Source organism: Massilia sp. R2A-15 (assembly GCF_030704305.1).
Lineage (GTDB): Bacteria > Pseudomonadota > Gammaproteobacteria > Burkholderiales > Burkholderiaceae_D > JAFCUW01.
Genome location: NZ_CP131935.1, coordinates 3585819 through 3605824, shown reverse-complemented (window position 1 = coordinate 3605824; position 20006 = coordinate 3585819). Strand labels below are relative to the sequence as shown.

Genomic DNA, 20006 nt, shown 5'->3' with positions numbered 1-20006 from the left:
AAAATGTGTCAAAAATGCCAATCTCCATTTTGCGCCATGACTTTTATGTCAGGTAACTTATTGTGCGGTCGTTAGCGACGGAATGTCGCCTCGATCTCAACTGTCATAGGGAGAGCTTGTGCGCGATGGGCGAGAATGGGATTGTTGTAAATATGGAACGCCGGCCTTCGCCGCGGCCGATTTCGCGGGGCTGCGAGGATGGTGTATATTCACGAGCCCGGCACCTGAGGCCGGGACCGATAACAATAGAGAGAAACAATGAACACCCTGATTTTTGTGATTGCCGCCTACCTGATCGGCTCGATTTCGTTCGCGGTGGTGATGAGCCGCGTGTTCGGCCTGTCCGATCCGCGCACCTACGGCTCGAAAAATCCCGGCGCCACCAACGTGCTGCGCAGCGGAAACAAGAAGGCCGCGATCGCTACCCTGATCGGCGACGCGCTCAAGGGCTGGTTCGCGGTGTGGCTGGCGCAGCTGCTGGCCGACCGCTATGAGGTGAGCGAAGCGGGCATCGCCATGGTCGCGCTGGCGGTGTTCATCGGCCACCTGTGGCCGGTGTTCTTCCGCTTCGTCGGCGGCAAGGGCGTGGCGACGGCGCTGGGCGTGCTGTTCGGCCTCAATCCGTGGCTGGGCGTGGCGACGTTGGTGACCTGGCTGGTGATCGCGTACGCGTTCCGCTATTCCTCGCTGGCGGCGCTGATCGCCGCGCTGTTCGCGCCGTTCTACTATGGCCTGCTGTTCGGCGTGGACGAGAAGCTGTTTGCGGTGGTCGTCATGAGCGCGATGCTGATGTGGCGCCATAGCAAGAACATTTCGAACCTGATCGCCGGCAAGGAAAGCAAGATCGGCGGCAGCAAAACGGCTGCGGCGACGCCGAAGAAGAAGTGAAAATGGGGTCAGGTCCGCAGGACCAGACCCCGGTGCTGCCGAAAGCCGGGGACTGGTCCTGCGGACCTGAGATGTACCGAGTTTGGTGGACATCCAAATAGGGGACAATACGTTCCATGGATACCAAACTCGTAAAATCATCTGAAAACCAGGTCTTTAGCCCGGAGTTCAAGCTCCAAGCGGTTGAACGTCTGAAGCAATGCGATAACGCCGCGGCGCTGGCGCGAGAGCTCGGCGTGCGTCGAAATCAGCTTTATAAATGGGCGAAGCGGGTCGACTTGGTCGGCCCGGACTTGGCGTTTCGACCGCCTGGGCGCCCGCCAGCTGGCGAGGAAGACGAGCTGACTCGGCTTCGCAAGGAGAATCTTCGCCTGGCACTGGAGCTCGAAATTCTAAAAAAAGCCGAGGCGTACTTCATGCGCCGATAGCGCTGAGGTACGCCTTCATTCGCGAGCATGCCGAGATGTATCCGGTCGGGCTGATGTGCCGCTTACTTGGCGTAAGCCGAAGCGGCTACCATGCCTCGCGCTGTCGCCCTATGAGCCCGCGCGATAGCGCGGACATCGCCTTGATTGCGAGGCTTCACGAGATCGACGCGGAACACCGGCGCGCTGCAGGCGTCATCAAGATGTGGCGGGTGCTACGCGCGGAAAAAAATCCATGCGGGCGAAATCGAGTGGCACGTCTACGACGTTGCGCCGGCATTCAGACGCTTCGAACCCAACGACTGCAAAGCAAACCAGCACCGCAACAAAAAGAACCGCCAGCCCCGAATCTGGTGAACCGGAAATTCAAGGTCGCCGTTCCAAACCGCGTGTGGGTGGGCGACATGACGCAAATCACCACGCGGACGGGGATAAGCCATCTGTCGATATTCCTGGATTTGTCCACGCACGCTGTCATTGGCTGGGCGATGGGAACGAGCCAGACCGCCGCCCTGGCCGTGCAGACGATCGAAGCGGCCATGGAGCGATATCGCCCGCCGCCAGGGCTCGTTTGCCACACGGATCAGGGATCGCCTTACGGCTCGAAGAAGTTTCGCGACTACCTCGAGTCGAAGGGCGCAATTGCGAGCATGAGCCGCAAAGGGAACTGTCACGATAACGCGGTTGCGGAGAGCTTCTTCTCGAACCTGAAGAACGAGTTGACGCATCACTTCGTGTATGAAGATCACGCTGCCGCGGTTGCCGCCGTCAAAGATCATATTGAGGTGTACTACAATACAATCCGACTTCATCAATCGCTCGGCTACAAAACGCCGGCGCAGGTCCAGGCGCAGCACATGTGTTGCTAATTAACCTGTCCACCAAACCGGTGCATCTCAGACCTGTCCCCATCTTGAATTTCCTCGTTCCGCTCCCATATACGCCCCTTATCTACTGAAGGGATGGATCATGAGCAAGGAAATGAGGATTGATTTTGTGTCGGACGTGTCGTGCCCCTGGTGCGTCATCGGCCTCAAGGCGCTCGAGCAGGCGCTGGACAATGTCGGCGACGTGGTCGACGCGCAAATCCATTTCCAGCCCTTCGAGCTCAATCCGAACATGGCGCCGGAAGGCCAGGACATCGGCGAGCACCTGGCCCAGAAATACGGCGCCAGCCCCGAGCAGCGCGCCCAGACCAGCGAAATGATCCGCGCCCGCGGCGAGCAGCTCGGCTTCGAGTTTGGCTCGCGCGACCGCATCTACAACACCTTCGACGCGCACCGCCTGCTGCACTGGGCCGAGGCGCAGGGCAAGCAGCGCGACCTGAAGATGGCGCTGTTCTCGGCCTACTTCACCGCAGGCGAGAACCCCGGTTCGCACGAGGTGCTGGTACGCCTGGCCGAACAGGTCGGCCTCGACCCGGTCGAAGCGTCGCGCATCCTGGCGACCGATACCTTCGCCGACGAAGTGCGCGAGGCCGAGCAGTTCTTCCAGCGCGCCGGCATCAATTCGGTCCCGGCCATCATCATCAACCAGAAGCACCTGATCTCCGGTGGCCAGCCGCCCGAAGTGTTCGAGCGCGCACTGCGCGACATCGCCGCCCAGTCCTGAGCGTAGCGAGCGCGCTTTTGGTGCGCCGCACAACATCGGTGCCTGAAAAGCGCGCCATTGCCTGACATTCCCTCGTTGCAAAGCTGGCACGCCAATTGCTGATGCATTGGTAACACCAGCCGATGACAACGAGGGAACGATGACCAACAACACCAATACCAGCCGCATCCGCCGCACCATCCTCAAGGCGGGGGGCGCCACGCTCACTGGCCTGGCCAGCGGCGGCGTCTGGGCAGCCGGCTCGGACAAGCCCGAAAAAGAAGAAGTGAAGATCGGCTTCATTCCGCTGACCGATTGCGCGTCGGTGGTGATGGCATCGGTGCTCGGCTTCGACAAGAAGTACGGCATCCGGATCGTCCCCAGCAAGGAGTCTTCCTGGGCCAGCGTGCGCGACAAGCTGGTCAACGGCGAGCTCGACGCGGCCCACGTGCTGTACGGCCTGGTGTACGGCGTCCAGATGGGCATCGGCGGCCCGAAGAAGGACATGGCCGTGCTGATGAACCTGAACCAGAACGGACAGGCCATCACGCTGGCGAAAAAGGTGGCCGACAAGGGCGGCGTGGACGGCCCGTCGCTGGCCAGGCTGATGCAGGCCGACAAGCGCGAATATTCTTTTGCCCAGACCTTCCCGACCGGCACCCACGCGATGTGGCTGTACTACTGGCTGGCGACCTACGGCATCAACCCGATGAAGGACGCCAAGGTGATCACCGTGCCGCCGCCGCAGATGGTGGCCAATATGCGGGTCGGGAACATGGACGGCTTCTGCGTGGGCGAGCCGTGGAACCACCGCGCCATCGTCGATTCCGTCGGCGTCACCGCGGCCACCACCCAGGACATCTGGCGCGATCATCCCGAAAAGACGCTGGGCACCACGGCCGACTGGGTCAAGGCGCATCCGAACACGGCGCGCGCGCTGGTCGCCGCAATCCTCGACGCCAGCAAGTGGATCGACGCCTCGCTGTCGAACAAGACCAAGATGGCCGAGACCATCGCCGACAAGTCGTACGTGAACACGTCGGTCGACGTGATCAACCAGCGCATCCTCGGGCGCTACCAGAACGGCATGGGCAAGACCTGGGACGACCCGAACCACATGAAGTTCTACAACGACGGCGCGGTCAACTTCCCCTACCTGTCGGACGGGATGTGGTTCATGACCCAGCACAAGCGCTGGGGACTGCTCAAGGGCGAGCCGGACTATCTGGCCACCGCCACCGCGGTCAACCAGGTCGCGCTGTACAAGGAGGCGGCCGCGCTGGCCAAGGTGAGCGTGCCGAAGTCGCCGATGCGCAGCGCGAAGCTGATCGACGGCCTAGTCTGGGACGGCAAGAACCCCAAGGCCTACGCCGACTCATTCAAGATCAAGGCCTGAGGAGAATCGCATGAGCGCAGTACTCGAATCGGTTGCGGCCCCGTTAGTGGCCGCTGCGACTGGCAAGCCGCGGCGCAGCCAGCGCCTGGCGAACCAGGGTGTGCGCATCGGCGGGCGTCCGCGCAGCCGCGCCTTCTTGCTGGCGGTGCTGCCGCCTGTGCTGGGGCTCGCATTGCTGGTGCTGGTGTGGCAGATCATCTCGGTGAAGAACAGCACCTTCCCGTCGCCGGCAGTGACGTGGGCGGAGGCGGTAAAGCTGTTCTCCGACCCGTTCTACAGCAGGGGCCCGAACGACCAGGGCATCGGCTGGAACATCATCGCCTCGCTCAAGCGCGTGGCGATCGGCTTCGGCCTGGCCGCCGCTGTGGGCATCCCGCTTGGCTTCATGGTGGGGCGCTTCAGGTTTTTGGCGGGGATGTTCAATCCTATCGTCAGCCTGCTCAAGCCAGTGTCGCCGCTGGCCTGGCTGCCAATCGGCCTGCTGGTGTTCAAGGCGGCGCATCCGGCGGCGATCTGGGCTATCTTCATTTGCTCGATCTGGCCGATGATCATCAACACCGCGGCCGGCGTGCAGCGCGTGCCGCAGGACTACCTGAACGTGGCGCGTGTGCTGAACCTGTCGGAGTGGAAGGTGTTCACCAAAATCCTGCTGCCATCGGTGCTGCCGCACATGCTGACCGGGGTGCGCCTGGCGATCGGCACCGCGTGGCTGGTGATCGTCGCGGCCGAGATGCTGACGGGCGGCGTGGGCATCGGCTTTTGGGTCTGGGACGAGTGGAACAACCTGAACGTCCCGCACATCATCATCGCGATTGTCGTCATCGGCGTGGTCGGGCTGGTGCTGGAGCAGGCGCTGGTGGCGCTGGCGAAGTCGTTCACTTACGAAGAAGCGAAGGCCTGACATGAGAGCGCAAAAATTCATCGAGGTGCAGCACGCGGAGATGCGCTTCGAAACGAAGCAGGGCAGCTTCCACGCGCTGGCCGACATCAATCTGACGGTGGAGCAGGGCGAGTTCGTCACGCTGATCGGGCACTCGGGCTGCGGCAAGAGCACCTTGCTGAACCTGATCGCGGGATTGACCACCGCCACCGAGGGCGCCCTGATTTGCAACGGCCGCGAGATCGCCGGCCCGTCGCCGGAACGTGGCGTGGTATTCCAGAACCATTCGCTGCTGCCGTGGCTGACCTGCTTCGAGAACGTGTACCTGGCGGTGGAGCGGGTGTTCGGGGCGAAGGAGTCCACGTCGCAGCTGCGCGCGCGCACGCTCGACGCGCTGGCGCTGGTCGGCCTGGTGGCGGCGGCGAGCAAGCGGCCGAACGAGATCTCGGGCGGGATGAAGCAGCGTGTGGGGATCGCGCGGGCGCTGTCGATGGAGCCGAAGGTGCTGCTGATGGACGAGCCGTTCGGCGCGCTCGATGCGCTCACGCGCGCGCACCTGCAGGACGAGCTGCTGCGCATCGTCGCGCAGACCGGATCGACGGTTGTGATGGTGACGCACGACGTGGATGAGGCGGTGCTGCTGTCGGACCGCATCGTGATGATGACGAACGGGCCGGGGGCGACCATCGGCGACATCGTGAAGGTGCGCCTGGCCCGGCCGCGCGACCGGGTGGCGCTGGCGCATGACCCGCTGTACATCGAGTATCGGACGCGGGTGCTGGAGTTCTTGTATCACCGGCAGGCGAGGCCGGTGAGGCAAGCGGCGTAGCGGCTTTGGCCTGCGGCGGCGACAAAGGCGGGGTCAGGTCCGGCGGACCTGACCCCATTTTTTAGGCCGCGGCTGCAATCAAAATGGGGACTCGGCGTCCCCGTCGCTCCGGCGGACCTGACCCCAGACTTTGGGCCGCGGCTCGGAATCAGGTGAGATCGAGCACGATCGGCTGGTGGTCCGACGCCGCCGTCTCCGACATCACTTCCATCGACGTGACGCGCGGCGCCAGGTCGTCGGTGACAAAAAAGTAGTCGTAGGTGTCGGGCTTCTCGGGCCAGTCGAAGCCGTGCAGGCCGGCCGTCGGCGCGTGCTTGGCATTCGGGTGCGTGGCGCTCCACGCATCGATCAGCGGCAGCGAGGCGCCTTCGCCCGGCGCCAGCATGTCCTGGTATTCGGGCGAGCCGGGCGTCATGTTGAAGTCGCCGCAGAAGATCGCCGACCCGGGCCGGAAGCCCAGCTGGAACGGCGCATCGAGGGTCGGGTCGGGCTGGAAGATCTTCGCGCGTTCGCACGCTTCCCAGTGCAGGTACTTGAGTTGGCGTACCTGCGCGGCGCGCTGCAGCTGCGAATAGTATTCGAGGTGGGTGGTCAGCACGCGCAATTTGCCGGCGGGTGCGTCGAGCACCGTTTCGATCAGGCCGCGCGGCATGCCGGCCGGGCTGGACGGATCGGGCGGCCAAGGCAGCAGGTGGCGGTGCACCTGGGTCATGCGGTACTTGGACAGCAGCAGGTTGCCGAACTGGCGCGGCAGGTTGTTCTGGTAAAGCTCACTGGTGGGCTCGATGACCGAGTGGTAGCCGCCGAAGGCGCCGGCCAGTTGGCGGAACTGGTTGGCGCTGGCGCTGCCGGCAAGCTCGGGATGGTTCGACGCGACTTCCTGCAGGCAGATGATGTCGGCGTTCAGCTTGCGCAGCACGTCGATGATCGCGTGAATCCGGATGCGGCCATCCTTGCCGCATCCCCAGTGAATATTCCAACTTACAACCCGCATCGCGCGCACCTCCGGAAGACCTTAACCGTAAGATCTTGCCATTTTTTGGCGGGCGACGAGAACACCGTAGGATATCGTTACACTTTGTAAGTGTTTGATTGGAAAGACAAGTTCGCAACACAACGCGTGTCGGGGTCTGGTCCTTCGGACCTGACCCCATTTTGCACCGACCAGCGAAGATGGGGTCAGGTCCGCAGGACCAGACCCCGATACTCACACGTCGCGGATTTCGTCGAGCGCCCAGCGCGGCCGGACGTTGAACGAGTAGTCCTTCTTCGCCGCGTCCGGATTGATCTGCAGGCGCATGGCGCCGGCGAACGCGATCATCGCGCCGTTATCGGTGCAGAACTCCAGCTCTGGGTAGAACACCTTGAATTTCTTCTTTGCCGCCGCCGCATTGAGCGAGGCGCGCAGTTGCGAGTTGGCGCCGACGCCGCCGGCGATCACCAGGCGCTTCAAGCCCGTGTGCCTGATCGCGCTGACGCACTTTGCCGTCAGCACGTCGACGATCGCGTCCACAAAGCCGCGCGCGATATCGGCCTTGTCCTGCTCGCAGATGTTGGCGATGACTTTCTCTTCGTGGTTCTTCACCACCGTCAGCACCGCCGTCTTCAGGCCGGAGAAGCTGAAGTTGAAGTCTTTCGAGTGCAGCATCGGGCGCGGCAGCTTGTAGGCATTCGGGTCGCCGAATTCGGCCAGCCGCGAGATCGCCGGGCCGCCCGGATAGCCCAGGCCCAGCAGCTTGGCCGATTTGTCGAATGCTTCGCCGGCCGCGTCGTCGAGCGTTTCGCCAAGCAGCGTGTACTGGCCGACGCCGTCGACGCGCATCAGCTGCGTGTGCCCGCCCGAGACCAGCAGCGCGATGAAGGGGAAGGCCGGCGGCTCGGACGCGAGCAGCGGCGATAGCAGGTGGCCTTCGAGGTGGTGCACGCCGATCACCGGCTTGTCGGTGGCCAGGCCTAGCGCGCAGGCGATCGAGGAGCCGACCAGCAGCGCTCCGGCCAGGCCCGGGCCTTGGGTGTAGGCGATCGCGTCGATGTCGGACAGCTTCATGCCGGCGCCGGCCAGCGTGTGCTCGAGCAGCGGGATGGCGCGGCGGATGTGGTCGCGCGAGGCCAGCTCGGGCACCACGCCGCCGTATTCTTCGTGCATCGCCACCTGCGAGTGGAGCGCGTGGGACAGCAGGCCGCGTTGCGTGTCGTACAACGCAAGGCCGGTTTCATCGCAGGAGGATTCGACGCCGAGAACAATCATGGGAGGTGCGGACAGATGGGGAATCCGTCATTGTAAAGCATGGAATGTCGTACCCGCGCAGGCGGGTACCCGTACTGAGCATGCTGCGGAGGTAAAAGCGGCTCAGTATGGGTACCTGCCTTCGCAGGTACGACAGCATCAGAAGGTTACGGCCGCTGGAGCAGTTCGGCGTGCGCGGCGCGCAGCATCGCTTCGGTCGATTCCCAGTCGATGCAGCCGTCCGTCACCGAGCAGCCGTACTTCAGCTGCGACAGGTCGGCCGGGATCTTCTGGTTCCCGCCGACGATGTTCGATTCAATCATCACGCCCACCAGCGACTTGTTCCCGTGGCGGATCTGTTGCACCACGTCGGACATCACCAGCGGCTGCAACTCGGGCTTCTTGTAGCTGTTGGCGTGCGAGCAGTCGACGACCAGGTTGGCGGGCAGGCCGGCCTTGGCCAGCGCCTGCTCGGCAATCGCGACCGACACCGAATCGTAGTTCGGCCGGCCGTCGCCGCCGCGCAGCACCACGTGGCCGTAGGCGTTGCCGCTGGTGCGCACGATCGATACGTTGCCTTCGCCGTTGATGCCGAGGAAGGAGTGCGGATGCGCCGACGACAGGATGGCGTTGACGGCGATGCTGATGTCGCCGTCGGTGCCGTTCTTGAAGCCGACCGGCGTGGACAGGCCCGACGACATCTCGCGGTGGGTCTGCGATTCGGTGGTGCGCGCGCCGATCGCGGTCCAGGCGATCAGGTCGCCCAGGTATTGCGGCGAGATCGGGTCGAGCGCCTCGGTGGCGGTGGGCAGGCCCAGTTCGCACACGTCGAGCAGAAACTGGCGCGCCTTCTCCATGCCGACGTTGACGCGGAACGAGTCGTCCATGTCCGGATCGTTGATGTAGCCTTTCCAGCCGGTGGTGGTGCGCGGCTTTTCGAAGTACACGCGCATCACCAGCAGCATGGTGTCGGCGACGTCCGCCTGCAGCTTTTTCAGGCGCGCTGCGTAATCGAGGCCGGCTACCGGGTCGTGGATCGAGCACGGGCCGACCACCACGAACAGGCGCTTGTCCTTGCGGTCGATGATGTTGCGCAGCGCTTCGCGGCCCTGCATGACCGTGGCGCGCGCCTTGTCGGTCAGCGGAAGCTTGCGGTGCAGCTCGAGCGGCGAAGGCATGCGCGCGAACGAGCTGACGTTGGTATTTTCGATATTGTCGGTGATGCTCATGATCCTGCTTTTCTGCTTGATTTCGGTTGCAAGCAGTGTAGCGTCATTTCCCGGCTGTTGCAGAAGGTGAGCTAAAACCGGGGTCTGACCCGCGGGTCAGACCCCGATCTGCCAGCGCCGCAGGCAATTACAGCGTCTCCGGCTCGCTGCCGTCCGGCGACGTTGCCGCCAGCGAATCGACATCCTTCGCGTCCCCATCCTCGGAACTGGCCGCGACCACGCCGCTGACCAGCAGGTAGAAGGCGTCCAACTGCGCTTCGGGCGGAGGCGGCGGCAGCGATATCTCGCCGCCTCCGCTGCAGCCCGCCAGCAGCACGGCGATGATCAAGCTGAGTCTTTTCATGATGCTCTCCTTTACTGTTGCGGCGCCCCCGGCAGCGGCGTCCTCAGGTAGGGGAAGGTGGCGTCGAACGAGCTCTGGTCGAGGAAGGCGCCGTCGGTGAAGCGGATCGCGCCGGCAGGCGCATCGGCCGCCACGCAGCCGATGTTGAGCGTGCACAGCTTGCCCATCACCACGCGCAGGGAGATGTCGACGATGTCGTCGCCCGGCCGCCGCCCGTTCGGAAAGCCGGCGTTGTCGCCGCCGATCACCCCGAGCCGCTGCTGCGCGCCCGCCGCGGTCGGCTCGATCGAGGTATTTAGCCGCAGCATTTCGCTTGGCGTGACGTTTTTCGGCTGATTGAGGCCCTGGATACCGGTGAGGAAAGTGGCCACCAGGTCGTTGCGCGGGAAGTTGGTGGGCGCCTTCGCCCCCGCCGATCCGAACAGGATTTCGACCAGCGCCGGCAGGGTCGGGTTGGTGACGTAGTCGGCGAACTGGGCGTCGTTCTGCGGCTTGCTGGAGTTGAAGCGGTCCTTGTCCTTCAGGCCGATGACGACTTCGTTTACCAGCGGCATGCCAAGGCGCGACACCTGCACCCACGCGCCGCCTTCAAGCGAGGCGTCGTTGTTCGAGCGCGGGAAGGGGTTGAGCAGGCGGCCCTGGCGCAGGCTGGCGGTGGTCCAGCCGCCGATCACCGGGTCGGCGGAGGTCGCCAGGCATTCGGTCGGCACTTCCATTTCAATTGAGGTGACGTTCTTGTCGGCCAGGTCGTCCTTGGCCGCTTTTTCGGCGTTCGGATCGAACTCGACCGCCGGGGCCTTGATGTTAATGAGGTCGAACGTTTCGCCGAGGTTGACGGCGAACGGGTCCTTGCGCTGGCCGACGAACAGGCGCCCCGGCGTCGCGCAGCCGGGAATGTTGATGTTGTAGATGTGCTTGGCGGCGTAGCCCGCGTAGTCTGGAATCGACTTGTTGCCGATGTTGTCGATCGGCTTGTCGAAGGTGGATCCGCCGCCGTCGGCATTGGTGACGGCCGCGCGCGTGCCCTTGCGGCGGTCGCCGCGCACCACGGTGACGGTGTAGGTTTCGCGCACGTTGATGCCGGCCGGACTGACGCTGTCGATCGGGCCGCCGTTGTTCACCAGCGGGATCGACACCTGCTTGCCGCCGACGGTGAATTTGGCGTCCTTGTTGGTGTACTTGAAGCGGAACTGGAAGGTCAGGTCTTCCTTGGCGTCGCCGTTGTTGTCGAAGTGGATTTCATACAGCGCCTCCGGGTCCATCGCGAAGAAGTTCGGGCCGCCATACACGTCCTGCAGCGGCACGTAGTTGGCGATCACGGTGGTGTAGGCGCCGCGCCCCGGGGCGAAGCTGCGGAACAGGTAGAAGTCGGTGGCGTCGACTTTCGGCGCGCGCGTGATGAAGGGCGCTTCGCGGTGGCTCGACGCCATCGCATGCGGCGCCAGGCCGAGCGCGAGCAGGTTGCCGACAAACAGTGCACCGATGCATGCCCGTCGTCTGATCTGATTCATGTTGGTCTCCTCAAGTTGGGTGGGGCGTATCTCCTTTGATTCCGTTTTTGCCAAAAGATTTGCGCGTCTCGGTGTAAGCTTGGGCCTATGATTACATCGCAAGAAAATATCGCCGCCGCCCGCTTCATCAAGGAAATCGGCCGCGGCCGGAAAGGCGCGCGCAGCATGACGCGCGAGGACGCGAAGATGCTGTACGGCGCCATGCTCGACGGCCGGGTGTCCGACCTGGAGCTGGGCGCGATCGTGCTGGCGATGCGGATCAAGGGCGAGTCGGTCGAGGAGATCGCCGGCTTTCTCGACGCGGCGGAGGAATCGTTCGAGCTGCTGCCGGCGCCGCCTGGCGGCTACGCGCCGGTGCTGATCCCCAGCTATAACGGCGCGCGCAAAATGGCCAACCTGACGCCGCTGCTGGCGATGCTGCTGGCGCGCGAAGGCGTGCCGGTGCTGGTGCATGGCGTCACGCGCGATCCGGGGCGCGTCACCACCGCGGAAATCATGCAGGCGATGGGATTGCCGCTGGCCGCCAGCCTGGCCGATGTGCAGGGCGCGCAGGCGCAGGGCCAGCCGGCGTTCATGCCGATCGAGACGCTGGCGCCGAAGATGGCGCAGCTGCTGTCGCTGCGCCGCATCCTCGGGGTGCGCAATTCGACCCACACGCTGGTCAAGATCCTGCAGCCCTACCAGGGGCCGGCGCTGCGGCTGGTGTCCTACACGCACCCGGAATACCTGGAAATGCTGGGCGAGTATTTCTCCGACGCGGCACCGCACGCGCGGGGCGACGCCTTCCTGATGCGCGGCACCGAGGGCGAGACGGTAGCCAACGCCAACCGCGCCAATCAAATCGACTGGTTTCATGCGGGGAATCGCACCATTTTGGTGCAAAAAGACGCGCCAACGGACGAAATGGCGCAGATGCCGCCCGAACGCGATGCGGCCACCACGGCCGCCTGGATCGCGCGCGCCCTGCGCGGGGAGGCGCCGGTGCCGCCATCGATTCTCGAGCAAGTGGCACAGTGTTTGCTAGTTTCAAAGGCACTAAAGGCGAACACGGGCGGCGATCATGGAGAGCACGACAGGTAAGGTGTGGCTGGTGGGCGCGGGACCGGGCGATCCGGAATTGCTGACCCTGAAAGCGGTGCGCGCGATCGCCGGCGCCGACGTGCTGCTGGTGGACGACCTGGTCAATCCGGCGATCCTCGACCATGCGCGTGCTGCGGCGCGCGTTGTCCACGTCGGCAAGCGCGGCGGCTGCAAGTCCACGCCGCAGGAATTCATCGAACGCCTGATGGTGGCCGAAGCGAATGCGGGCAAGCACGTGGTGCGGCTCAAGGGCGGCGACCCGTTCGTGTTCGGGCGTGGCGGCGAGGAGAGGGCGACGCTGGTGGCGGCGGGCGTGCAGGTGGAAGTGGTCAACGGCATCAGCAGCGGGCTGGCGGCGCCGTCGGCGATCGGCGTGCCGCTGACGCACCGCGACTGGAGTTCGGGCGCGATCTTTGTTACCGGGCATGAGCGGCAGGATGAGGCCGGCGCCGCGCGCACGCCGGACTGGGCGCTGCTGGCGCAGACCGGGCTGACGCTGGTGATTTATATGGGCGTGGCGCGCTGCCGGCAGATCCAGGCGGCGCTGCTGGCGGGCGGCAAGGCGGCGTCGACGCCGGTGGCGGTGATTCAGTCGGCGACCGGGGACGGGCAGGCGCATCTGCTCACGACGCTGGGCGAGCTGGCTGCCGACCTGGCGCTGTCGGGGCTGGGGAGTCCGAGCATCATCGTCGTCGGGGATGTGGTCCGGTGCGCCGATGTTCAATCTCAGTATGGGCTCCAGCCTTCGCTGGAGCGACGGTCTTCAGGTTGTCGCTCCAGCGAAGGCTGGAGCCTATGCTGAGCGTGCTTTAGCCATCGAAATCCGCCTCGCGGTTTACAATGCCGGTTTAGTTCTAAGCGGAATCGGCAGCAACCATGGCAAAACAATATGATGTAGCAGTGATCGGCGCCGGCGCCGCCGGCATGATGTGCGCGGCAGTCGCCGCCAGCAACGGCAAGCGCGTGGTGCTGATCGACCACGCCGCCAAGCTGGCCGAGAAAATCCGCATCTCCGGCGGCGGCCGCTGCAACTTCACCAACATCAACGCCGGCCCCGCCAACTTCCTGTCCGCCAATCCGCACTTCGCGAAAAGCGCCTTGTCGCGCTACACGCCGCAGGACTTCCTTGCGCTCGTCAAGAAGCACCGCATCGCTTTTCACGAGAAGCACCGCGGCCAGCTGTTCTGCAACGACTCGGCCGAGCAGATCATCGAGATGCTCAAGACCGAGTGCGCCGACGGCAACGTGACCTGGCGCATGCCGACTAACGTCGAATCGCTGGAAAAAATGGAAGACGGCTTCCTGCTCGCCACCGACACTGGCGACATCCTGGCCGACGCCGTGGTGATCGCCACCGGTGGACTGTCGATCCCGAAGATCGGCGCCACCGATTTCGGCTACCGCATCGCCGAACAGTTCGGGCTGGCGGTGGTCGAGCCGCGTCCCGGCCTGGTGCCGCTGACGTTCGACGGCCCGGCCTGGGAGGCGTTCGCGCCGCTGGCCGGCATTGCGCTGGAAGTGGAAGTGGAAACCGGCTCGGGCAAGGGCAAGGGAGCGATCAAGGGCAAGTTCCGCGAAGACCTGCTGTTCACCCACCGCGGCCTGTCCGGCCCGGCGATCCTGCAAATTTCCAGCTACTGGCAGCCGGGCACGCCGATCGTGCTGAACCTGCTGCCGGACGTGGACGTCGCCGCGGAACTCATCGAAGGCAAGGGCACTCTAAAAAAACAGATGGGCAACCTGATGTCGCAGTGGTTGCCGGCGCGCCTGGCCGAAAGCCTGCTGGCGGCGTGCGATATCGCGCTGGATGCGCGCCTGGCCGACATGCAGGACGCCAAGCTGCGCAAGCTGGGCGACGCGGTCAACCGCTGGGCGATCGTGCCGACCGGCTCGGAAGGCTATCGCAAGGCCGAGGTGACCCTGGGCGGCATCGACACGCGCGAACTGTCGCAGCAAACGATGATGGCGAACAAGGTGCCGGGCCTGTATTTCATCGGCGAAGCGGTCGACGTGACGGGCTGGCTGGGCGGCTACAACTTCCAGTGGGCGTGGGCCTCGGCGCAGGCGGCGGGACTGGCGCTGGCATAGGGCGGCGGTGTGGCGAACTCGAAACAGGACAGTGAAAAGCTTCCATTGCTCGGCAAACGATGCTAGAATCTCGTTCTTCCCCTAACATCTAACGGTTTGATTTTTACATGACCACTATTCGCCTTAAAGAAAACGAGCCGTTTGAAGTCGCAATGCGTCGCTTCAAGCGCACCATTGAAAAAACTGGTCTGCTGACCGAACTGCGCGCACGCGAGTTCTACGAAAAGCCAACGGCTGAGCGCAAGCGCAAGCTGGCAGCTGCCGTGAAGCGTCACTACAAGCGCATCCGCAGCCAGCAACTGCCAAAGAAATTATTCTAAGATTGCTAGTCCAGTGATCCGCGACGGCAAGTCTGTCCGGATGATGGCCTGATGCATCGCAGACCCGCTCCGGTTCTACCGCAGCGGGTTTTGCCTTTTATACCTACCGAAAAGAGGACGCCATGGGCTTGAAAGACCAAATCACCGAAGACATGAAAACGGCGATGCGCGCGAAAGACGCGGGCAAGCTGGGCACGATCCGCCTGATCATCGCCGAACTCAAGCGCAAGGAAGTCGACGAGCGCATCGAAGTGACCGACGAGCAGGCGCTGGCGATCGTCGAAAAGATGATCAAGCAGCGCAAGGACTCGATCAGCCAGTTCGAAGCGGGCGGCCGGACCGACCTGGCCGACATCGAAAAGGCCGAGCTGGCCGTGCTGGCAGCCTACATGCCGGCCGGCTTGTCGGAAGCGGAAATTAACGCGGCCGTGGCCGATGCGGTGGCCGCTTCGGGCGCCGCCGGTCCCCAGGACATGGGCAAGGTGATGGCCATCATCAAGCCGAAGATGCCGAAGGGCACCGACATGGGCCTGGTGTCGAGCCTGATCAAGAAGGCGCTGTCGGCCGCATAAGGGTCGCCTGAAAATGGGGTCAGGTCCGCCGGACCTGGCCCCGGTGTTGTCGCCGCCGCGTAAGTTGTTGCAAATCAATTTGATGAGCGGCTGGCGGTATAGTCTGACTTTAGACAAAGACTGACCATCTGACGTGATTCCACAAACATTCATCACCGATTTGCTCAACCGTGTCGACATCGTCGACGTGGTCGGCCGCTACGTCCAGCTGAAAAAGGGCGGCGCCAACTTCATGGGCCTGTGCCCGTTCCACAACGAAAAGTCCCCCAGTTTCACGGTCAGCCCGACCAAGCAGTTCTATCACTGCTTCGGCTGCGGCGCGCACGGCACCTCGATCGGCTTCATGATCGAGTATTCGGGCATGGGCTTCATCGATGCGGTGAAGGACCTGGCCCAGGGCGTCGGCATGGTGGTGCCGGACAACGACGACAAGATCCCGCCGGCCCAGCGCGCGGCCGCCGCGGCGCAGTCGCTGGCGCTGACCGACGCGATGACCCAGGCCTGCGATTTCTACCGCGCCCAGCTGCGCGGCGCCGACAACGCCATCGCCTATTTGAAGAACCGCGGCCTGACCGGCGAAGTGGCGGCGCGCTTCGGCATGGGCTACGCGCCGTCCGGCTGGGACAGCCTGAAAGCCGTGTTCCCCGACTACGACGCGCTGGCGCTGGTGGAGTCCGGCCTGGTGATCGACCGCGTGGACGAGGACGGCGGCAACAAGAAGCGCTACGACCGTTTCCGCGAACGCATCATGTTCCCGATCCGCAACACCAAAGGCCAGGTGATCGGCTTCGGCGGCCGCGTGCTCGACCAGGGCGAGCCGAAATACCTGAACTCGCCGGAAACGCCGCTATTCCAGAAGGGCTTCGAGCTGTACGGCCTGTTCGAGGCGCGCCAGGCGATCCGCGACGCCGGCTACGTGCTGGTGACGGAAGGCTATATGGACGTGGTCGCACTGGCCCAGCTCGGCTTCCCGCAAGCGGTCGCGACGCTCGGCACCGCCTGCACCACGACTCACGTGCAGAAACTGTTGCGCCAAACCGACACCGTGATCTTCAGTTTCGACGGCGACCGGGCCGGCCGAAAGGCGGCCCGCCGCGCGCTCGAAGCCTGCCTGCCGCAAGTGACCGACAACAAGACCATCAAGTTCCTGTTCCTGCCGCAAGAGCACGACCCGGACAGCTTCGTGCGCGAGCGCGGCTTCGAAGCGTTCGAGCAGGAAATCCACGAAGCGATGCCCTTGTCGCAATTCCTGATTCGCGAAGCGTCGGGCGACCACGATCTGTCGACGCCGGAAGGGCGTGCGCGTGCCCAGTTCGACGCCAAGCCGCTGCTGCAGGCGATGACGCCGTCGTCGCTGCGACTCCAGATCGTGCGCGGGCTGGCCAGCATCACCCAGTCAACCCCGGCGGAAATCGAAGCGTTATTTGAACTGGCAAAGCCGGTGTCGGTGGCCAAGCGGGCGCCGCCGAAGCAGGGGCGGCCGCAGCCGGTGGGGCTGGAGCTGCAGATCCTGCGCATCCTGGTGGCGCATCCGCCGCTGTGCCTGGAGCTGGACGAGTCGGCGCTGCAATGCTTCGATCACTTCGGCGCCGAATCGGCCGAGCGGCTGCGCCAGCTGGTGGCGGCCGGCCAGGCACTGGGGCCGGGCGGCGGCTTCGCGGCCTTGTCGCAGCATCTGCATGAAACGAGCGTGGAGTACGACAGCCTGATCGCCGAGATTGCCTCGGAACCGGAATCGGACTTCGACGCGGTGAAGCAATTCCTGGCCGCTACGGTGCGCCAGATCAAGATGGAGGCGTTAAAACAGGAATTGAACCAGTTGTTTTCTTCCGGTCTGACCTCAGATCAGATGGGGGTGCGGTACCGCGAAATTACGGCGATGCAGGATCAGTTGGCGCGCGAAGATGCGGCCGACAAGACACCGCGCTGAAGTGTTAAAGTTGCTACAGTTCAAGGGTTGCCGGTCACTGGAAAAAGTTGGGGTGCGTGCTATAATAAAACGATAAGTATTGTGTCTTAGGAAGCGATTTCTATCGTCCGCAAGACGGCAAGCTTGTCAGACTTTAGGCTCTTGATCGGCGCGCGAGCGAGGCGCCGGCGGCAGGGCCAGCTATGGTGGCAGACGACAGTCTGCCGACGCCACAGGTCAACGCCCCCAACCGTCGGTGCTTCAGTGGAATGCCATTGAACATGGCGGCGCCGGTCGTGCCTGCAGGTGATGTAAAGGTGTAAGAGTGCAGTAGTGCCAGGTTGGCCTGCGAGGGCTGGCCGGGAGACGTAGGCCCGGAAGGGCGGCAACAAACTTTATCTCAATCCATCGTAAAGCTAGTCGTTGTGACATCGAAAGCGCCTGTGCCAACCAAGAAACCCGAACCCAAATTGGCTGAAAAGCCAGCGAAAACGTCCGCCAAGGCGGATAAAGCGCAAGACAAGGCCGAAGCTCGTGTCGTGAGCACCACGCCTGTCGTCAGCCAGACTACCGACGCCGCCGCGCTGGCCGCGATCGACACGTCCGGTTACGTCCTGCCGTCGGTCAAGGTGCCTGGCCGGCGCGGGCGCAAGCCGAAGGAATTCCAGCCTGAAAACGACGAAGTCGCCGCGCTCAATGCGGTCGAACGCGCCGAACTGAAGGCGGTCGACAAGGCCAAGGCCAAGGACCGCAAGGCCAAGGAAAAGGCGCTGCTGAAAGACGCCTTCTCGTCGGACACCGAGGCGTCCGAGGAAGAGCTCGAGAAGCGCCGCAACAAGCTCAAGACGCTGATCAAGTTCGGCAAGGAGCGCGGCTTCCTGACCTACGCCGAGATCAACGACCATCTGCCCGAGAACATCGTCGATCCGGAAGCAATTGAAGGCATCATCGGCACCTTCAACGACATGGGCATCGCCGTGTACGAACACGCGCCCGATGCCGAATCGCTGCTGCTGACCGACAACGTGGCCACCGTCACCAGTGACGACGAGGCTGAAGCGGCCGCCGAAGCGGCGCTGTCGACGGTCGACTCCGACTTCGGCCGCACCACCGATCCGGTGCGCATGTACATGCGCGAGATGGGCTCGGTCGAGCTGCTCACGCGCGAAGGCGAGATCGAAATCGCCAAGCGCATCGAAGACGGACTGAAGGATATGATCCAGGCGATTTCGGCCTGCCCGGTGACGATTGCCGAGATCATTTCGGCGGCGATCCGCATCCAGAACGACGAGACCAAGATCGACGAGATCGTCGACGGCATGGTCGACGAGAACGAAGGCGTGGCTGCGCCGGCGCCGGCGCCTGCCGCGTCCGATGACGACGAGGAAGAAGAAGACGCCGACGAAGAGGAAGCCGAGGAAGAAGAAGAGACCAGCGCCGGCGGCGCGGCGGGCTTCTCGGCCGAGCAGCTCGAAGCGCTGAAGGCGGCCGCGATGGAGAAGTTCGAAACCATCTCGGTGCAGTTCGACAAGATGCGCAAGGCCTTCGAAAAGGACGGCTACAACTCGAAAGCCTACGTCAAGGCGCAGGAAACTATTTCCAACGAGCTGCTGGGCATCCGCTTCACGGCAAAAGTCGTCGAGAAGCTGTGCGATACCCTGCGCGGCCAGGTGGACGAAGTGCGCCACATCGAAAAGCAGATCCTCGACGTTGCGGTGAACAAGTGCGGCATGCCGCGCGCCCACTTCATCAAGGTCTTCCCGGGCAACGAAACCAACCTCGAATGGGTGGACGGCGAAGTCAACGCGGGGCATGCGTACAGCGCCATCCTCGGCCGCAACATCCCGACCATCAAGGAACTGCAGCAGCGGCTGATCGACCTGCAGGCGCGCGTGGTGCTGCCGCTGCCGGACCTGCGCAACATCAACCGCCAGATGGCGGCCGGCGAAATGAAGGCGCGCAAGGCCAAGCGCGAAATGACCGAGGCCAACCTGCGCCTGGTGATTTCGATCGCCAAGAAATACACCAACCGCGGCCTGCAATTCCTCGACCTGATCCAGGAAGGCAACATCGGCCTGATGAAGGCGGTGGACAAGTTCGAATATCGCCGCGGCTACAAGTTCTCGACCTATGCGACGTGGTGGATCCGCCAGGCGATCACGCGTTCGATCGCCGACCAGGCGCGCACCATCCGCATTCCGGTGCACATGATCGAGACGATCAACAAGATGAACCGGATCTCGCGCCAGATCCTGCAGGAAACCGGCGCCGAGCCGGATCCGGCGACGCTCGCGATCAAGATGGAAATGCCGGAAGACAAAATCCGGAAGATCATGAAGATCGCGAAAGAGCCGATCTCGATGGAAACGCCGATTGGCGACGATGACGATTCCCACCTGGGCGACTTCATCGAAGACAACAACACGCTGGCGCCGTCGGATGCCGCCTTGCACGCGTCGATGCGCGGCGTGGTCAAGGATGTGCTCGATTCGCTGACGCCGCGCGAGGCCAAGGTGCTGCGCATGCGCTTCGGCATCGAAATGTCGACCGACCATACGCTGGAAGAAGTGGGCAAACAGTTCGACGTGACGCGCGAGCGGATTCGCCAGATCGAGGCGAAAGCGCTGCGCAAGCTGCGTCACCCGTCGCGTTCCGACAAGCTGAAGAGCTTCCTCGAAGGAAACTAAGGCTTGACGGGCTGAGGTCAAAAGCAATATCC

General features: G+C 63.7%; 19 protein-coding genes. 14 read left to right on the top strand and 5 right to left on the bottom strand.

Features of this window, described 5'->3' with window-relative positions; translation table 11 throughout:
- Positions 1 to 258: 258 nt before the first annotated feature.
- The 7 genes from plsY to Q4S45_RS16460 all read left to right on the top strand — a co-directional run bounded on the left by plsY (position 259) and on the right by Q4S45_RS16460 (position 6008).
- On the top strand, positions 259 to 888 hold the full coding sequence (gene plsY, locus Q4S45_RS16490; protein ID WP_305506094.1) for a glycerol-3-phosphate 1-O-acyltransferase PlsY: 630 nt from the start codon (positions 259 to 261) through the stop codon (positions 886 to 888).
- Positions 889 to 1004: 116 nt separating this feature from the next.
- Complete coding sequence (locus Q4S45_RS16485; protein WP_305505222.1) at positions 1005 to 1316, top strand: transposase; 312 nt, start codon at positions 1005 to 1007, stop codon at positions 1314 to 1316.
- Positions 1313 to 2182, top strand: coding sequence for an IS3 family transposase (locus Q4S45_RS16480; protein WP_305512093.1), 870 nt, complete (start codon positions 1313 to 1315; stop codon positions 2180 to 2182). The genes Q4S45_RS16485 and Q4S45_RS16480 overlap by 4 nt, the downstream gene beginning before the upstream one ends.
- 100 nt (positions 2183 to 2282) lie before the next feature.
- A complete protein-coding gene (locus Q4S45_RS16475) occupies positions 2283 to 2924 on the top strand; it encodes a DsbA family oxidoreductase (RefSeq protein ID WP_305506092.1) in 642 nt (213 codons plus the stop codon).
- Positions 2925 to 3063: 139 nt separating this feature from the next.
- Positions 3064 to 4299 (top strand): CmpA/NrtA family ABC transporter substrate-binding protein, encoded by a 1236-nt coding sequence (locus tag Q4S45_RS16470; RefSeq protein ID WP_305506090.1) that lies wholly within the window; start codon positions 3064 to 3066, stop codon positions 4297 to 4299.
- A gap of 10 nt (positions 4300 to 4309) precedes the next feature.
- On the top strand, positions 4310 to 5200 hold the full coding sequence (gene ntrB, locus Q4S45_RS16465; protein ID WP_305506088.1) for a nitrate ABC transporter permease: 891 nt from the start codon (positions 4310 to 4312) through the stop codon (positions 5198 to 5200).
- A gap of 1 nt (position 5201) precedes the next feature.
- Entirely contained in the window at positions 5202 to 6008 is an 807-nt protein-coding gene (locus tag Q4S45_RS16460; RefSeq protein ID WP_305506086.1) for an ABC transporter ATP-binding protein, read from the top strand.
- A gap of 148 nt (positions 6009 to 6156) precedes the next feature.
- Here the strand turns inward: Q4S45_RS16460 and Q4S45_RS16455 are convergent, their stop codons facing one another.
- The 5 genes from Q4S45_RS16455 to Q4S45_RS16435 form a co-directional block, all read right to left on the bottom strand.
- On the bottom strand, positions 6157 to 7002 hold the full coding sequence (locus Q4S45_RS16455) for an endonuclease/exonuclease/phosphatase family protein (protein ID WP_305506084.1): 846 nt from the start codon (positions 7000 to 7002) through the stop codon (positions 6157 to 6159).
- 213 nt (positions 7003 to 7215) lie between these two features.
- Positions 7216 to 8256, bottom strand: coding sequence for a tRNA (adenosine(37)-N6)-threonylcarbamoyltransferase complex transferase subunit TsaD (tsaD, locus tag Q4S45_RS16450; RefSeq protein WP_305506082.1), 1041 nt, complete (start codon positions 8254 to 8256; stop codon positions 7216 to 7218).
- A 146-nt stretch (positions 8257 to 8402) separates the two neighbouring features.
- The gene (locus Q4S45_RS16445; protein ID WP_305506080.1) at positions 8403 to 9464 is read right to left on the bottom strand and encodes a 3-deoxy-7-phosphoheptulonate synthase; all 1062 of its coding nucleotides are present in this window, start codon (positions 9462 to 9464) and stop codon (positions 8403 to 8405) included.
- A 127-nt stretch (positions 9465 to 9591) separates the two neighbouring features.
- Positions 9592 to 9807 (bottom strand): hypothetical protein, encoded by a 216-nt coding sequence (locus Q4S45_RS16440; protein ID WP_305506078.1) that lies wholly within the window; start codon positions 9805 to 9807, stop codon positions 9592 to 9594.
- Between the two features lie 11 nt (positions 9808 to 9818).
- Positions 9819 to 11318: a DUF4331 domain-containing protein gene (locus Q4S45_RS16435; RefSeq protein WP_305506076.1), complete on the bottom strand. Its 1500-nt coding sequence runs from the start codon at positions 11316 to 11318 to the stop codon at positions 9819 to 9821.
- Positions 11319 to 11405: 87 nt separating this feature from the next.
- On the opposite strand from Q4S45_RS16435, the gene ybiB reads away from it, so the two are divergent.
- The 7 genes from ybiB (at position 11406) to rpoD (ending at position 19974) form a co-directional block, all read left to right on the top strand.
- Entirely contained in the window at positions 11406 to 12398 is a 993-nt protein-coding gene (gene ybiB, locus Q4S45_RS16430) for a DNA-binding protein YbiB (protein WP_305506075.1), read from the top strand.
- Positions 12379 to 13200, top strand: a complete 822-nt coding sequence (cobA, locus tag Q4S45_RS16425; protein ID WP_305506073.1) for a uroporphyrinogen-III C-methyltransferase — start codon at positions 12379 to 12381, stop codon at positions 13198 to 13200. The genes ybiB and cobA overlap by 20 nt, the downstream gene beginning before the upstream one ends.
- Positions 13201 to 13274: 74 nt before the next feature.
- Positions 13275 to 14486, top strand: coding sequence for an NAD(P)/FAD-dependent oxidoreductase (locus Q4S45_RS16420; protein ID WP_305506071.1), 1212 nt, complete (start codon positions 13275 to 13277; stop codon positions 14484 to 14486).
- 107 nt (positions 14487 to 14593) lie between these two features.
- Positions 14594 to 14806 (top strand): 30S ribosomal protein S21, encoded by a 213-nt coding sequence (gene rpsU, locus Q4S45_RS16415; RefSeq protein ID WP_008451879.1) that lies wholly within the window; start codon positions 14594 to 14596, stop codon positions 14804 to 14806.
- 122 nt (positions 14807 to 14928) lie between these two features.
- Positions 14929 to 15378, top strand: coding sequence for a GatB/YqeY domain-containing protein (locus Q4S45_RS16410; RefSeq protein ID WP_305506051.1), 450 nt, complete (start codon positions 14929 to 14931; stop codon positions 15376 to 15378).
- 133 nt (positions 15379 to 15511) lie between these two features.
- A complete protein-coding gene (gene dnaG / locus Q4S45_RS16405) occupies positions 15512 to 17308 on the top strand; it encodes a DNA primase (protein WP_305506049.1) in 1797 nt (598 codons plus the stop codon).
- Positions 17309 to 17730: 422 nt separating this feature from the next.
- Entirely contained in the window at positions 17731 to 19974 is a 2244-nt protein-coding gene (gene rpoD, locus Q4S45_RS16400) for an RNA polymerase sigma factor RpoD (protein ID WP_305506047.1), read from the top strand.
- The last annotated feature ends 32 nt before the right edge of the window (positions 19975 to 20006 follow it).